Below are 13,437 nucleotides of genomic sequence, written 5' to 3'. Positions count from 1 at the left end.
TTCATCTGTCAGGACAGGCATGGCAAGCTACGCGACCTTCGAGGACACAATCGTCATGCCCCAGATACGTCACGATACATTACTCGCCGGGTTGCTCGCCTTGATCTGCGCGATGGGGCTGTGGTTCGCCTATGACTGGTTCCAGGATCGTTATATCCGCGCCTTCAGCGAGCAGACCGCGCTGTTCGCCGGCGACAGCCTGAGCCTGCCGGCTGAGTTGGCCGGGCCGGGGCCGATCCGCCTGGTACACTTCTGGGACCCGGCCTGCCCGTGCAATGTCGGCAACCAGCAGCACCTGGGGGAGTTGATCGAACGGTTCGGACCGCTGGGGGTGCAGTTCTACTCGGTGCAGAAACCCGGGACCCACGGTCAGTTGCCGGCCACCTTGAGTGCGATCAAGGCGCTGCCCGGCTTGCCGGAGGCCGAGCACCTGACGGTCAGCCCGGCGGTGGCGATCTGGGACCGCGACGGCAAGCTGGCTTACTTTGGCCCCTACAGCCAGGGCGCCACTTGTAATTCCAGCAACAGCTTTATCGAGCCGATCCTCCAGGCGCTGAGCGAAGGACGCGCGGTGAATGCCACCCACAACATGGCGGTGGGCTGCTATTGCCCGTGGCTGTCGTCCCCGTAGGGCGAACCGGACTTTTTACAGTAATCGCCCATTCGGCCGATGCATCCCCATACTCTCCTGTGCTAAACCTTCCCGGCCCAGTCCCGGTAGCCACAAGGATTCATGCATGAAACGCAGCCTGACCGTTCTCGCCGTCCTGATCGCCGCCATTGCCGGGGGTGGCCTGTGGTACGTCCAGAGCAAGCAGCCGATGCGTCAGGGCCAGGTCACGCTGCAGAACCTGCAAGGGCCGGTCACGGTGCGCTACGACGACCGTGGCGTGCCGCATATCCGTGCCGAAAACGACGCCGATCTCTATCGCGCCCTGGGTTACGTGCAAGCCCAGGACCGGCTGTTCCAGATGGAAATCATGCGCCGCCTGGCCCGCGGCGAACTGGCAGAGGTGCTCGGGCCCAAACTGGTGGACACCGACAAGCTGTTCCGTGGCCTGCGCATCCGCGAACGAGCCGACCAGTACGTCGCCCAGCTCGACAAACAGTCCCCCAGCTGGAAGGCCCTGCAAGCCTATCTGGACGGCATCAACCAGTATCAGGCGAGCCACGCCAGACCCGTGGAGTTCGACCTGCTGGGCATCGACAAGCGGCCGTTCACCGCCGAAGACACCATCAGCATCGCCGGCTACCTGGCCTACAGCTTCGCCGCCGCCTTTCGTACCGAGCCGCTGCTGACCTACGTGCGCGACAAACTCGGCGCCGATTACCTGAAGGTCTTCGACCTGCAATGGCGCCCCCAGGGCGCATTCGGCACCCCGGCGCCCTTGGCGGATGCCGACTGGAAGAGCCTCGGCGCCCTCGCCCAACTGAGCGACCAGGCCCTGGAACACGCCGGCCTGCCGCAGTTCGAAGGCAGTAATGCCTGGGTGGTGTCCGGCAGCCGGACCAAGAGCGGCAAACCGCTGCTGGCGGGCGACCCGCATATCCACTTTTCGACGCCCTCGGTCTGGTACGAGGCGCACCTCTCGGCGCCGAACTTCGAACTGTACGGCTATCACCAGGCGCTGGTGCCCTTCGCCTTCCTGGGCAATAACCAGGCGTTCGGCTGGAGCCTGACCATGTTCCAGAACGACGACCTCGATCTGGTCGCCGAGAAGGTCAATCCGGACAACCCCAACCAGGTCTGGTACCACGGCCAATGGGTCGAGATGACCAGCACCCAGCAGCAGATCGCCGTCAAGGGCGAGGCGCCGGTCACCGTTACCCTGCGTCGCTCGCCCCACGGTCCGATCGTCAATGACGCCGTGGGCGCCAACGGTGGGACCAAGCCGATCGCCATGTGGTGGGCCTTTCTCGAGACCCCGGACCCGATCCTCGACGCCTTCTACGAACTCAACCGCGCCGACACCCTGGAGAAGGCTCGCACGGCCTCGTCGAAAATCCAGGCCCCGGGCCTCAACGTGGTCTGGGCCAATGCCAAGGGCGATATCGGCTGGTGGGCGGCGGCGCTGCTGCCCAAGCGCCAGGCCGGGGTCAACCCGGGCTTTATCCTCGACGGCAGCACCAGCGATGCCGACAAGGACGGCTTCTACCCGTTCAGCGCCAACCCCCAGGAAGAGAACCCGGCACGCGGCTATATCGTCTCGGCCAACGCCCAGCCGGTATCCCCCACCGGCATGGAGATTCCCGGTTACTACAACCTGCCCGATCGCGGCCAACAGTTGAATCGGCAACTGAGCGACAGCAGCGTGCGCTGGAGTTTGGAAAACAGCCAGAAGCTGCAACTGGGCACCACCACCGATTACGGCCCGCGCCTGCTCAAGCCGCTGCTGCCGGTGTTGCGCGAAGTGGTGCAAGACCCGCTGGAGCTGAAGCTGGTGGAGCAGTTGGCACAGTGGAAGGGTGACTACCCGATGAGTTCCACCAGCGCCACGCTGTTCAACCAGTTCCTCTATGACCTGACCTATACCGCGATGCACGACAAGCTGGGCGACGACTATTTCAAGGCGCTGCTGAGCACTCGCGTGGTCGACGCCGCCCTGCCACGCCTGGCCGCCGACGAGCACTCGCCGTGGTGGGGCAAGGGCCGCGCCGAGACGGTCAAGACCGCTTGGCAGGCGAGCATCGCCCACCTCAAGGGGCTCTATGGCGACGACCCGGCCAGTTGGGTCTGGGGCAAGGCCCATACCCTGACCCACGAGCATCCGCTGGGCCGGCAGAAGCCGTTGGACCGCTTGTTCAATGTCGGCCCCTTCGATGCGCCGGGCAGCCACGAAGTGCCGAACAACCTGTCGGCGAAGATCGGCCCGGCGCCCTGGGCGGTGAGCAACGGGCCTTCGACCCGCCGTCTTATCGACTTCGCCGATCCGGAGCACAGCCTGACCATCAACCCGGTGGGACAAAGCGGCGTGTTGTTCGACAAGTATTACGACGACCAGGCCGAGACCTATATCGAAGGCGGGTATGAGCAGGTACGGTTGGATGAGGTGGAGGTTTCGGCCAATACCCGCAGTGTGCTGAAGCTGCTGCCCGGGAAGTGATCGATCAACGTGCAGCCCGGCGAAGGCGCCCGGGCGCCTCGCCATAGATCTCCTTGAACTTCTTGCTGAACGCCGCCTGGGATTGGTAGCCCGCCTGGACGGCGATATCGCTCAGGCCCAGATGCGAATGGCTCAGCAAACCGTACGCCAGCTCCATCCGTACTTGCGTCAGCAGTACCCAGGGTGATGCCCCCGCCACCGCGGCGAACACCCGCATAAAGGTCGCCCGCGACATATTCGCCAACGCCGCCAGGGCCTCGATGGTCCACTCATGGGCCGGTTCCTCGAGCATCGCCTGCCAGGCCCGGCTCAGGCGCTTGTCGGCCAGTAACGCCAGGGTCCCGCTGGCGGGCGTCTGCTGTTGCAGATAGGCCCGCAGGATCAAGGTGAACAACGCCGACGACAGCGCATCCACCAGAAACCGCGCCCCGGCCTGGTCACCATCAGCCTCCAGCCGTAGCAAGCTCACCAGCGCCGCCAACTGGCCGTTGGCTTGCAGCTCCCGGCTGGAAATCAGCACATATTCCGGCAGCGCGCTGAACAACATCGACTCACGCTGATAGTGGAAACGGCCACAGAGAAGGTCCAGGTCCGCCTTGTCAGCGCCGAGCCGATGCACCGGCAACAGACCGCCACGGCTGATCCGCGCCTCCATCGGCGCCACCCGTTGCCCCGGGCTGCGCAACAGATGACCGCCACCACCGGGCAGCACCAGGATATCGCCGGCGTGCAGGCGCAAGGAGCGACCGTCCGGCAACTCGGCCAGGCAATCGCCGGACAGCACCAGGTGATAAGGCGCGACGCCGACGCTTTCCTGTGCGTGATCCATGGCCCAGTCGCCCTGTAACTGGCAACGTAGGTCGAGGCAGCCGCGGACGCCGGCGAGGGTGATGAGTTTATCGATCGAATTCATTTGCGCGTTTCGGACAAAACCTTGAGTGAATCGAACAAGAGTGATGACACCGGACAAAGGAGACTGAGCTCGTTGCCAAGCCACTCTACGCTTACCCTTTCAGGAGTTACTACTATGTTTCTCAATTGGTCCGAACTGCTGCCAACCATCAAGAATGCCTTTGGTGCACTGGGCAAATCCAATCCGAAGATGGTCCAGGCCTATATGAAATTGGGCGAGGCCGCCGCGGAAAACAATGTGCTGGATGCCAAGACCCGCGAGCTGATTTCCATCGCCGTGGCGATTTCCACCCGTTGTGACGGTTGCATCGGCGCCCATACCGATGCGGCGATCAAGGCCGGGGCGACTCGCGAAGAAGTGGCCGCGGCCCTGGCTACCGCGATTTCGTTGAATGCCGGTGCGGCGTACATTTACTCGTTGCATGCGCTGGAGGCTTACGACAGCCTGAAGTCCTGAGGCTTTCGATTTGCGCAAAGGCGACTGGCCTCTTCGCGGGCAAGCCCTGCTCCTACAAGTTCAGGTCGTACGCAAAATCTGTATACGACACCGCACTGTAGGAGCAGGACTTGCCGGATAGCCGCACCGCCGCGAATGCGTACTCCCAGACGACACCGGCTTCAAAGCAACCCCGCAAAATGCCGTCGAAACTGCTGCGGCGTCACCCCCAAACGTCGCTGAAACACACTGCGCATATGGTGCGCATCACGAAAACCGCACTCATACGCCACGGTCTTCAATGGCGCCCCGGCGCTTTCCAGCATCACCCGCGCCGCATCCACCCTGGCCCGTTCGACAAACTCCGCCGGGGTCACCTGGGTCTCGCGGGCAAAAACCCGGGAAAAATTCCGCGCACTCATGTTCGCCGCCCGCGCCAACTCGGCAATACTCAAGTCCCCGGTCAGGTGCGCCAGCACATATTGCTGCACCTGGGCCACTGGCGACGAGGCCTCGGCGTGGGGCGCCAGGTACGGGCTGAACTGTGACTGCCCGCCCGAACGCTGGGTGAACACCACCAGCCGCTTGGCGACCTTCAGCGCCACCTGCGCACCGTGATCCTGTGACAGCAGGTACAACGACAAATCGATCCCCGCCGTCACCCCCGCCGAGGTGAACAGCCGATCGTCCTGCACATACAAACGATCGGCCTCGACCCGCGCGGCCGGGCACAACGCCGCCAATGCCGACGCATCACTCCAGTGGGTGGTCACCGTGCGCCCGTCGAGCAATCCGGCCCGGGCCAGCATGAAGGCGCCGTTGCAGATCGAACCGAAGCGCTCGGCGCGGGCACTGGCTGCGCGCAACCAGGCATAAAAATCGTCACCGAAATCCAGCCCCGGCAGGCTCGGCCCGCCAGCGCACAGCAACAGGTCATAACGCTCCAGCGCCTCGCTGAAATGCCGATGCGCCTGGATCGCCAGGCCGTTGGAACAGGCCAGCCAACCGCGCTCGACACCGATCACTTCCAGCCGGTACTGGGTCTCGGGGGGCAGAAAGCTGTTGGCTTCGGCAAAGACATCCATGGGCCCGGTAACGTCCAGGGACTGGACGCCGGGGAACACCACAATGGCAAGGGTTCGAGTCATGGGCGGGTCTCGATGCAAGTCAGCGTTACGGTAACGCATGCCTCCAGCCGATGCGACAGCCGCTTCTATCACGCGCACACGCTGGCACGGAACCCGCCCCGAATGGCTGGATTCACCACCTTGTGTCGATTGTTGCCATCTCGCCCCGGCGCCAGACTGAACCCATCGGCGCCAACCGGGCGCTCCCCCAGAGGAAGTCTCGACATGAGTAACACCATTGCCGGCATCAAGATCCCCGACAGCGCCCTGGCCAAGGCCACCACCGAATACATTCGCGACGTGGAAAGCGATCTGCTCTACCACCACTCGCGCCGGGTCTTCCTGTTCGGCGCCCTGAGCGGCGAACGCAAGCAACTGGCCTATGATCCGGAGTTGCTGTACGTCGGCGCGATGTTCCACGACCTCGGCCTGGTGGAAGGCCACCGCAGCGATGACGAACGTTTCGAAGTCGACGGCGCCAATGCGGCCAAGGTATTCATGAAGCCTTACGGGCTGTCGGATGACGATATCGAGCAGGTCTGGCTGTCGATTGCCCTGCATACCACACCGGGGGTGCCGCAACATCTGCGGCCGACGGTGGCATTGGTCACGGCCGGGGTGGAAATGGATGTGCTGGGGATGGACTACGCGGCGTTTCCGAGCGCCCAGCGCGAAGCGGTGGTGCATGCGCATCCACGGGGGGAAGGGTTCAAGGAGTGCATCATCTGCGCGTTCGCCGAGGGGCTGCGCCATCGTCCGTTGACCACTTTCGGCAACGTGAAGACCGATGTGCTGAAGGACAAGGATGCGACGTTCAAGCCGATGAATTTTGTCGAGGTGATTCGGCGTTCGCCTTGGGCTGAATAACCCCCGGGAACATCGTGGCTAGCGCACGGAGTTGTCGGCGGTCTTGAGGGACTCTTCGCGGGCAAGCCCTGCTCCTACAGGTACGGCGTCGTACACAAAATTTGTGAACGACGCCGTACCTGTAGGAGCAGGGCTTGCCCGCGAAGCTTTTTGAGACCTACGCGGTCTCCGCCACCTTCGCCCGACGCACATCCGGCTGTTTCCAGGAGTCCGCCGCGCTTTCATCGATGGCCAACTGGATGGCTTTCTTGCGGCGCTCTTCGGCCTGGCGGCTGAAGTACCAGACGAGGAAGGTCACCAATGACACCGCCAGCAGAATCAGGCTCGCCACCGCGTTGATCTCCGGCTTCACGCCCAGGCGCACCGCCGAGAACACTTCCATCGGCAAGGTGGTCGAACCCGGCCCCGACACGAAGCTGGCCAATACCAGGTCATCCAGGGACAACGCGAAGGACATCATGCCCCCCGCCGCCAGCGACGGCGCGATCATCGGGATGGTGATCAGGAAGAACACCTTCCACGGCTTGGCGCCCAGGTCCATGGCCGCCTCTTCGATGGACAGGTCCAGCTCACGCAGACGCGCCGACACCACCACCGCCACATAGGCCGCACAGAAGGTCGTGTGGGCAATCCAGATGGTGACGATACCCCGTTCCTGGGGCCAGCCGATCAACTGCGCCATGGCCACGAACAGCAGCAACAGCGACAGGCCAGTGATCACTTCCGGCATCACCAACGGCGCCGTCACCAGGCCGCCGAACAAGGTGCGGCCCTTGAAACGGGTGACGCGGGTCAGGACGAACGCCGCCAGGGTCCCCAGCGCCACCGCGGCCACCGCGGTGTAGCAGGCGATTTCCAGCGAGCGGGCCACCGAGCCCATCAGTTGGGTATTGTCCAGCAGGCCCACGTACCACTTCACCGACCAGCCGCCCCACACCGTCACCAGCTTGGAGGCGTTGAACGAGTAGATCACCAGGATCAGCATCGGCAGGTAGATGAACAGCAGACCCAGCACCAGCATCAGGTTGGAAAAACTGAAGCGCTTCATTCCTTGCCCTCCATTTCTTTGGCCTGACTACGGTTGAACAGAATGATCGGCACAATCAGGATCGCCAGCATCACCACCGCCAGCGCGGACGCCACCGGCCAGTCACGGTTGTTGAAGAACTCTTGCCACAGCACTTTACCGATCATCAGGGTTTCCGGGCCGCCGAGCAGCTCGGGGATCACGAACTCGCCCACCACCGGGATAAACACCAGCATGCAGCCGGCAATGATGCCGTTCTTCGACAGCGGCACGGTGATCTTCCAGAAGCTGTTGAAGGTGCTCGAACCCAGGTCCGAGGCGGCTTCCAGCAGGCTCTGGTCGTGCTTCACCAGGTTGGCGTAGAGCGGCAGGATCATGAACGGCAGATACGAATAGACCACCCCGATATACACCGCGAGGTTGGTATTGAGGATCTGCAACGGCTCGCTGATCAGTCCGGTCCACAGCAGGAACCCATTCAACAACCCGTTGTTGCTGAGGATCCCCATCCAGGCGTAGACGCGGATCAGGATCGCGGTCCAGGTCGGCATCATGATCAACAGCACCAGCACGGTCTGCAATTCCTTGCGCGCGCTGGCAATGGCGTAGGCCATCGGGTAGCCGATCAACAGGCACAGCAGCGTGCTGAAGAACGCCATCTTCAACGAGCCGAGGTAGGCCGCCAGGTACAGGTCGTCGTCCCCCAGCATCGTGTAGTTGCCGAGGTTGAGGATGATCTGCAGCTTCTGTTCGACGAAGGTGTAGATCTGGGTGTAAGGCGGAATCGCCACGTCCGCTTCGGCAAAGCTGATCTTCAGGACGATGAAGAACGGCAGCATGAAGAACAGGAACAGCCAGAGGAAAGGAATCCCGATGACCGCATGGCGGCCACTGGGGGTTATTCGCCGCACCAGGGATTTGAGGTTCATGAGCGCAGTACCACGCCGCTGTCGTCTTCCCACCAGACGTAGACTTCATCGCCCCAGGTCGGACGCTGGCCCTGGCGCTCGGCGTTGGCGACAAACGACTGCACCAGCTTGCCGCACGGCAGCTCGACGTAGAACACCGAGTGGCCGCCCAGGTAGGCGATGTCGTGGACCTTGCCCCGCGACCAGTTGTATTCGCAGGTCGGCGGCACCGGGGTCACCAACAGTTTTTCCGGGCGAATCGCGTAGGTGACACGCTTGTCCTGGACCGAGGTGGTGACGCCGTGGCCCACGTAGATATCGCGCTCCAGTTCCGGGCTGGCGATCCGCGCGTAACCTTCGGCGTCGTCCACCACTTCACCTTCGAAGATATTGACGTTGCCGATGAACTCGCAGACCAGGCGGCTGGTCGGGGTTTCGTAGATGTCGATCGGGCTGCCGATCTGGGCGATCCAGCCCAGGTGCATGATGGCGATCCGTTCGGCCATGGTCATGGCCTCTTCCTGGTCGTGGGTCACCATGACGCAGGTCACGCCGACGCGCTCGATGATCTCGACAAGCTCAAGCTGCATTTGCGAGCGCAGCTTCTTGTCCAGAGCACCCATGGGCTCGTCGAGCAACAACAGCTTCGGCCGCTTGGCCAGGGAACGGGCCAGGGCCACGCGCTGGCGCTGACCGCCGGAGAGCTGGTGCGGCTTGCGCTTGGCGTACTGGCTCATCTGCACCAGCTTGAGCATCTCGGCCACCCGGGCGTCGATCTCGGCCTTGGGGATCTTGTCCTGTTGCAGGCCGAAAGCAATGTTCTGCGCCACGGTCATGTGCGGGAACAAGGCGTAGGACTGGAACATCATGTTGATCGGCCGCTCATAGGGCGGCAGGTCGGTGATATCGACACCGTCGAGGTAAATCCGACCTTCGGTCGGGCGCTCGAAGCCGGCAAGCATGCGCAGCAAGGTGGATTTACCCGAACCCGATCCGCCGAGCAGGGCGAAGATCTCGCCCTTCTTGATTTCCAGGGACACATCGTCCACGGCAATCGTCTCATCGAACTTCTTCGTGACCCTGTCGATTTTGACCAGCACCTGTTTAGGTGTCTGGTCGCCCTCGAGGGCTTTCTTATAGGCGCCGGAGGCAACTGCCATTTGTAAAACTCCCAACAAGATTTAGCCGCCGGGCCTGGGTGACCCGGCTTTGGATGGTTCGACCCTCGGGCACTATTTGCCCGACTTGACCTTGGTCCAGCTGCGGGTCATCAAACGTTGGATTTTCGGGGGTAGTTCAGAATTGACATACAACTTGTCCAAGACTGCCTGCGGTGGGTAAACCGCTTCATCGGTACGCACGGACTGATCCATCAGAGCGCCAGCCTTTGGGTTCGGGTTGGCATAACCGACATAATCGCTGACCTGGGCAATCGCTTCAGGCTGCAGCAGATAATTGATAAAGGCGTGCGCTTCCTTGACGTTGCCGGCGTCCCTGGGGATCGCCAGCATGTCGAACCAGAGGTTGCCGCCTTCCTTGGGAATCACATAGGCGATGTTCACGCCTTTCTTGGCTTCTTCGGCGCGTTTCTTCGCTTGGAAGATATCGCCGGAGAACCCGGCCGCCACGCAGATCTCGCCGTTGGCCAGATCGGAAATGTACTTGGACGAGTTGAAGTAGGTGACGTAAGGACGGACCTTCAGCAGCTTCTCTTCGGCCAACTTGTAGTCTTTTTCATTGGTGCTGTTGGGGCTCAGGCCCATGTAGTTGAGCACCGCCGGAAGCATTTCATCGGCGGAGTCGAGGAACGCCACGCCGCAGCTGGAGAGTTTCTTCAGGTTCTCCGGCTCGAACAGCACCGCCCAGGAGTCGATCTTGTCGACGCCCAGCGCCGCCTTGACCTTCTCGACGTTGTAGCCGATGCCGTTGGTGCCCCACAGATAAGGCACGGCGTACTGGTTGCCCGGGTCGTTCTTTTCCAGGCGCTTCATCAACGCCGGGTCGAGGTTCGCGTAGTTGGGCAATTGCGCCTTGTCGAGTTTCTGGAACGCGCCCGCCTTGATCTGCTTGCCGAGGAAATGGTTGGACGGCACCACCACGTCATAACCGGTGTGGCCGGCCAGCAACTTGCCTTCCAGGGTTTCATTGGAATCGAAGACGTCATAGACCGGCACAATACCGGTGGCTTTCTGGAAGTCCGCCAGGGTGGTCTGCCCGATATAATCCGACCAGTTATAAACATGCACGGTCGGTGCTGCTTGCACACTGACCGCCAAGGTCAGGCACGCGCCCGCCAGCATGGCTTTGCGAAAGAAAGAAATAGACAAGTGGAGGTCCTCTGGAAATCCGCGGGAGCTGCCAAAGGCTGCGCAACTCCCGCAGGTTGTCTCAAATCGGCTTATTTACCCGATTTGATCTTGGTCCAGCTGCGGGTCATTTCGCGCTGGGTCGCCGCCGGCAAGTCGGCGATGGCATACAGCTTGGCCTGCACATCCGCTGGCGGGTAGATGCCCGGGTCGCTGGTGATGCTCTTGTCAACCAGTGCGGTCGCCTTGTCGTTACCGTTAGGGAAACGCACGCTGTCGGTGATCGCCGCCATGACTTCCGGCTTGAGCAGGTAGTTCATGAACTTGTAGGCCGCTTCGGTGTTTTCCGCATCTTTAGGGATAGACACCATGTCGTAGAAGCTGCCAGCCCCTTCTTTCGGAATGCTGTAGGCGACTTTGACCTTGTCACCGGCTTCGGCGGCACGGGACTTGGCCTGCTGGACATCACCCGAGTAACCGATGGCGACACAGATGTTGCCGTTGGCCAGGTCAGAGATGTACTTGGACGAGTGGAAGTAGGAAATCGAAGGACGCAGTTTGAGGAACAGGTCTTCGGCTTTCTTCAGATCTTCCTTCTTCTGGGTGTCGGTCGGCAGACCCAGGTAGTGCAGGGCCACCGGCAGCATTTCGGTCGGCGAATCGAGGAAGCTCACGCCGCAGCTCTTCAGCTTGGCGAGGTTCTCGGGCTTGAGCACCGCGTCCCAGGAATCGATCTTGTCCACGCCCAGCGCGGCCTTGACCTTCTCCGGGTTGTAGCCGATGCCGATCGAACCCCACATGTACGGGAAGGCGTGCTTGTTGCCCGGGTCGCTGACCGAGACGGCCTTGAGCAGCGACTGGTTCAGGTTGCCGTAGTTGGACAGTTTCGACTTGTCCAGTTCCTGGTAGACACCGGCCTTGATCTGCTTGGCCAGGAAGTTGTTGGATGGCACAACAATATCGTAACCGGACTTACCGGCCAGCAACTTGGCTTCCAGGGTTTCGTTACTGTCGAAGACGTCGTAAACCACCTTGATGCCAGACTCTTTTTCAAAGTTGGCAACGGTGTCCGGCGCGATGTAGTCGGACCAGTTGTAAACGTGCAGCACCTTGTCGTCCGCGTGAGCGGCACCGGCCAATGCACCTGCCAGGGACAGGGCGAGGAGAGTCTTGCCGGCTACGTTCTTACCTAATGCCTTCATGCGTCATGCTCCAATTTATTCTTTTTAACCCGCTGTTCGGCGGCCGATTCCCGGGCAACTCGAAACAGTGGGGGTAGTCTGGCAAGATCCAAGGTAGCCTTTCAAGGAAAGACCACCCTTTCTGATTGCTCTGAGCGAAAGCACCTACACCGTACTTCCGGCTCAGAGCCTAGCACTTAGCCCTGCAACGCACTCAGGGTCAGATCCAGGCACTTGCGTGCCTTGGCCACCAACTCGTCGATCTCGGTTTTGCTGATCACCAGTGGCGGCGCAATGATCATGGTGTCGCCAACGGCACGCATGATCAGTCCATTATCGAAGCAGAACTGCCGGCAGATCATGCCGACGCCCTTACCTTCATACCGCGCACGGGTGGCCTTGTCCTTGACCAGTTCGATGGCGCCCAACAGGCCCACACCGCGAACTTCACCCACCAACGGATGATCGTTCAGTTCCCGCAGACGTTTCTGCAAATAGGGTGCCGTTTCACTCTGGACGCGCTCGATAATTTTTTCTTCGCGCAGGATACGGATGTTTTCCAGGGCAACGGCCGCGGCCACCGGATGGCCGGAATAGGTGAAACCGTGGTTGAAATCGCCGCCTTCGTTGAGCACCGCGACCACTTCGTCCCGCACGATCAGGCCACCCATGGGGATATAGCCGGAGGTCAGGCCCTTGGCGATGGTCATCATGTCGGGCTTGAGGCCGTAGAAATCGCTGCCGAACCACTCACCGGTGCGACCGAAACCACAGATCACTTCGTCGGCGACGAAGAGGATGTCGTACTTGGCGAGGATTTCCTTGATGCGCGGCCAGTAGCTGTCCGGCGGCACGATCACACCGCCCGCGCCCTGGATCGGCTCGGCGATAAAGGCGCCGACATTATCCACGCCCAGCTCGAGGATCTTCTCTTCCAGTTGATTCGCGGCCCAGACCCCGAACTCTTCAGGGCTCATGTCGCCGCCTTCGGCGAACCAGTAAGGCTGCGGGATATGGACGATGCCCGGGATCGGCAAGTCGCCCTGCTCGTGCATATAGGTCATGCCGCCCAGACTCGCACCGGCCACGGTGGAACCGTGATAACCGTTCTTGCGGCTGATGATGACCTTCTTGTTCGGCTGGCCCTTGATCGCCCAGTAGTGGCGGACCATGCGCAGCATGGTGTCGTTGCCTTCGGAGCCGGAACCGGTGAAGAACACGTGGTTCATGCCTTCCGGCGCGGTCTCGGAAATGGCCTTGGCCAGTTCCAGCACCGGTGGGTGGGCAGTCTGGAAGAACAGGTTGTAATAAGGCAGCTCGCGCATCTGTTTGCTGGCGGCGTCGGCCAGCTCATCGCGACCGTAGCCGATGGCCACGCACCAGAGGCCGGCCATGCCGTCGAGGATCTGGTGGCCCTCGCTGTCCCAGAGGTAGACGCCCTTGGCGTGGGTGATGATGCGCGGGCCTTTCTCTTTCAGCTGCTTGAAGTCGCTGAAAGGGGCCAGGTGGTGATCACTGCTGAGGGCTTGCCACTCACGGGTTTGCGGGTTGTTGCTGGTCATACGGATC

At 61.6% G+C, this 13,437-nt stretch carries 12 protein-coding genes; 4 read left to right on the top strand and 8 right to left on the bottom strand.

What is annotated here, in order from left to right; genetic code table 11:
- The first annotated feature begins 55 nt into the window (after window positions 1-55).
- The gene (locus tag HX830_RS30360; protein ID WP_256350840.1) at window positions 56-631 is read left to right on the top strand and encodes a DUF6436 domain-containing protein; all 576 of its coding nucleotides are present in this window, start codon (window positions 56-58) and stop codon (window positions 629-631) included.
- Window positions 632-737: 106 nt separating this feature from the next.
- Complete coding sequence (locus HX830_RS30355; protein ID WP_177104386.1) at window positions 738-3,104, top strand: penicillin acylase family protein; 2,367 nt, start codon at window positions 738-740, stop codon at window positions 3,102-3,104.
- A 4-nt stretch (window positions 3,105-3,108) separates the two neighbouring features.
- Here HX830_RS30355 and HX830_RS30350 read toward each other — a convergent pair whose 3' ends face one another.
- Window positions 3,109-4,017 (bottom strand): AraC family transcriptional regulator, encoded by a 909-nt coding sequence (locus HX830_RS30350; RefSeq protein ID WP_177104384.1) that lies wholly within the window; start codon window positions 4,015-4,017, stop codon window positions 3,109-3,111.
- A gap of 114 nt (window positions 4,018-4,131) precedes the next feature.
- On the opposite strand from HX830_RS30350, the gene HX830_RS30345 reads away from it, so the two are divergent.
- Window positions 4,132-4,473, top strand: coding sequence for a carboxymuconolactone decarboxylase family protein (locus HX830_RS30345; protein WP_100944057.1), 342 nt, complete (start codon window positions 4,132-4,134; stop codon window positions 4,471-4,473).
- 161 nt (window positions 4,474-4,634) lie between these two features.
- On the opposite strand, the gene HX830_RS30340 is transcribed toward HX830_RS30345, so the two are convergent.
- Window positions 4,635-5,600 (bottom strand): GlxA family transcriptional regulator, encoded by a 966-nt coding sequence (locus tag HX830_RS30340; protein ID WP_177104381.1) that lies wholly within the window; start codon window positions 5,598-5,600, stop codon window positions 4,635-4,637.
- 204 nt (window positions 5,601-5,804) lie between these two features.
- Between HX830_RS30340 and HX830_RS30335 the strand changes: the two genes are divergently transcribed.
- Window positions 5,805-6,446 (top strand): HD domain-containing protein, encoded by a 642-nt coding sequence (locus HX830_RS30335; protein ID WP_152741669.1) that lies wholly within the window; start codon window positions 5,805-5,807, stop codon window positions 6,444-6,446.
- 157 nt (window positions 6,447-6,603) lie between these two features.
- Here the strand turns inward: HX830_RS30335 and HX830_RS30330 are convergent, their stop codons facing one another.
- The 6 genes from HX830_RS30330 to HX830_RS30305 all read right to left on the bottom strand — a co-directional run bounded on the left by HX830_RS30330 (window position 6,604) and on the right by HX830_RS30305 (window position 13,430).
- Window positions 6,604-7,494, bottom strand: coding sequence for an ABC transporter permease subunit (locus HX830_RS30330; protein ID WP_103495439.1), 891 nt, complete (start codon window positions 7,492-7,494; stop codon window positions 6,604-6,606).
- Window positions 7,491-8,402 carry an ABC transporter permease subunit gene (locus HX830_RS30325; protein WP_103495440.1) on the bottom strand — a complete coding sequence of 304 codons (912 nt, stop codon included), beginning with the start codon at window positions 8,400-8,402 and terminating at the stop codon, window positions 7,491-7,493. Before HX830_RS30325 ends, HX830_RS30330 begins: the two co-directional genes overlap by 4 nt.
- A complete protein-coding gene (locus tag HX830_RS30320; protein WP_103495441.1) occupies window positions 8,399-9,541 on the bottom strand; it encodes an ABC transporter ATP-binding protein in 1,143 nt (380 codons plus the stop codon). The genes HX830_RS30325 and HX830_RS30320 overlap by 4 nt, the downstream gene beginning before the upstream one ends.
- A 72-nt stretch (window positions 9,542-9,613) precedes the next feature.
- Window positions 9,614-10,708, bottom strand: coding sequence for a polyamine ABC transporter substrate-binding protein (locus HX830_RS30315; protein ID WP_103495442.1), 1,095 nt, complete (start codon window positions 10,706-10,708; stop codon window positions 9,614-9,616).
- Window positions 10,709-10,779: 71 nt separating this feature from the next.
- On the bottom strand, window positions 10,780-11,889 hold the full coding sequence (locus HX830_RS30310; RefSeq protein ID WP_152741671.1) for a polyamine ABC transporter substrate-binding protein: 1,110 nt from the start codon (window positions 11,887-11,889) through the stop codon (window positions 10,780-10,782).
- A gap of 176 nt (window positions 11,890-12,065) precedes the next feature.
- Entirely contained in the window at window positions 12,066-13,430 is a 1,365-nt protein-coding gene (locus tag HX830_RS30305; RefSeq protein WP_177104379.1) for an aspartate aminotransferase family protein, read from the bottom strand.
- Between the last annotated feature and the right edge of the window lie 7 nt (window positions 13,431-13,437).

The sequence above is a fragment of the Pseudomonas gingeri genome (assembly GCF_013385425.1).
Taxonomy (GTDB): domain Bacteria; phylum Pseudomonadota; class Gammaproteobacteria; order Pseudomonadales; family Pseudomonadaceae; genus Aquipseudomonas; species Aquipseudomonas gingeri_D.
The sequence above is the reverse complement of the archived record's forward strand: the minus strand, read 5'-3'. Positions and strand labels throughout refer to the sequence as shown.

Excerpts from the sequence above, each read along its gene's own strand:
- HX830_RS30350 (WP_177104384.1), bottom strand. The coding sequence starts at position 4,017 with ATGAATTCGATCGATAAACTCATCACCCTCGCCGGCGTCCGCGGCTGC.
- HX830_RS30320 (WP_103495441.1), bottom strand. The coding sequence starts at position 9,541 with ATGGCAGTTGCCTCCGGCGCCTATAAGAAAGCCCTCGAGGGCGACCAG.
- HX830_RS30340 (WP_177104381.1), bottom strand. The coding sequence starts at position 5,600 with ATGACTCGAACCCTTGCCATTGTGGTGTTCCCCGGCGTCCAGTCCCTG.
- HX830_RS30325 (WP_103495440.1), bottom strand. The coding sequence starts at position 8,402 with ATGAACCTCAAATCCCTGGTGCGGCGAATAACCCCCAGTGGCCGCCAT.
- HX830_RS30330 (WP_103495439.1), bottom strand. The coding sequence starts at position 7,494 with ATGAAGCGCTTCAGTTTTTCCAACCTGATGCTGGTGCTGGGTCTGCTG.
- HX830_RS30305 (WP_177104379.1), bottom strand. The coding sequence starts at position 13,430 with ATGACCAGCAACAACCCGCAAACCCGTGAGTGGCAAGCCCTCAGCAGT.
- HX830_RS30355 (WP_177104386.1), top strand. The coding sequence starts at position 738 with ATGAAACGCAGCCTGACCGTTCTCGCCGTCCTGATCGCCGCCATTGCC.
- HX830_RS30335 (WP_152741669.1), top strand. The coding sequence starts at position 5,805 with ATGAGTAACACCATTGCCGGCATCAAGATCCCCGACAGCGCCCTGGCC.
- HX830_RS30310 (WP_152741671.1), bottom strand. The coding sequence starts at position 11,889 with ATGAAGGCATTAGGTAAGAACGTAGCCGGCAAGACTCTCCTCGCCCTG.
- HX830_RS30360 (WP_256350840.1), top strand. The coding sequence starts at position 56 with ATGCCCCAGATACGTCACGATACATTACTCGCCGGGTTGCTCGCCTTG.
- HX830_RS30345 (WP_100944057.1), top strand. The coding sequence starts at position 4,132 with ATGTTTCTCAATTGGTCCGAACTGCTGCCAACCATCAAGAATGCCTTT.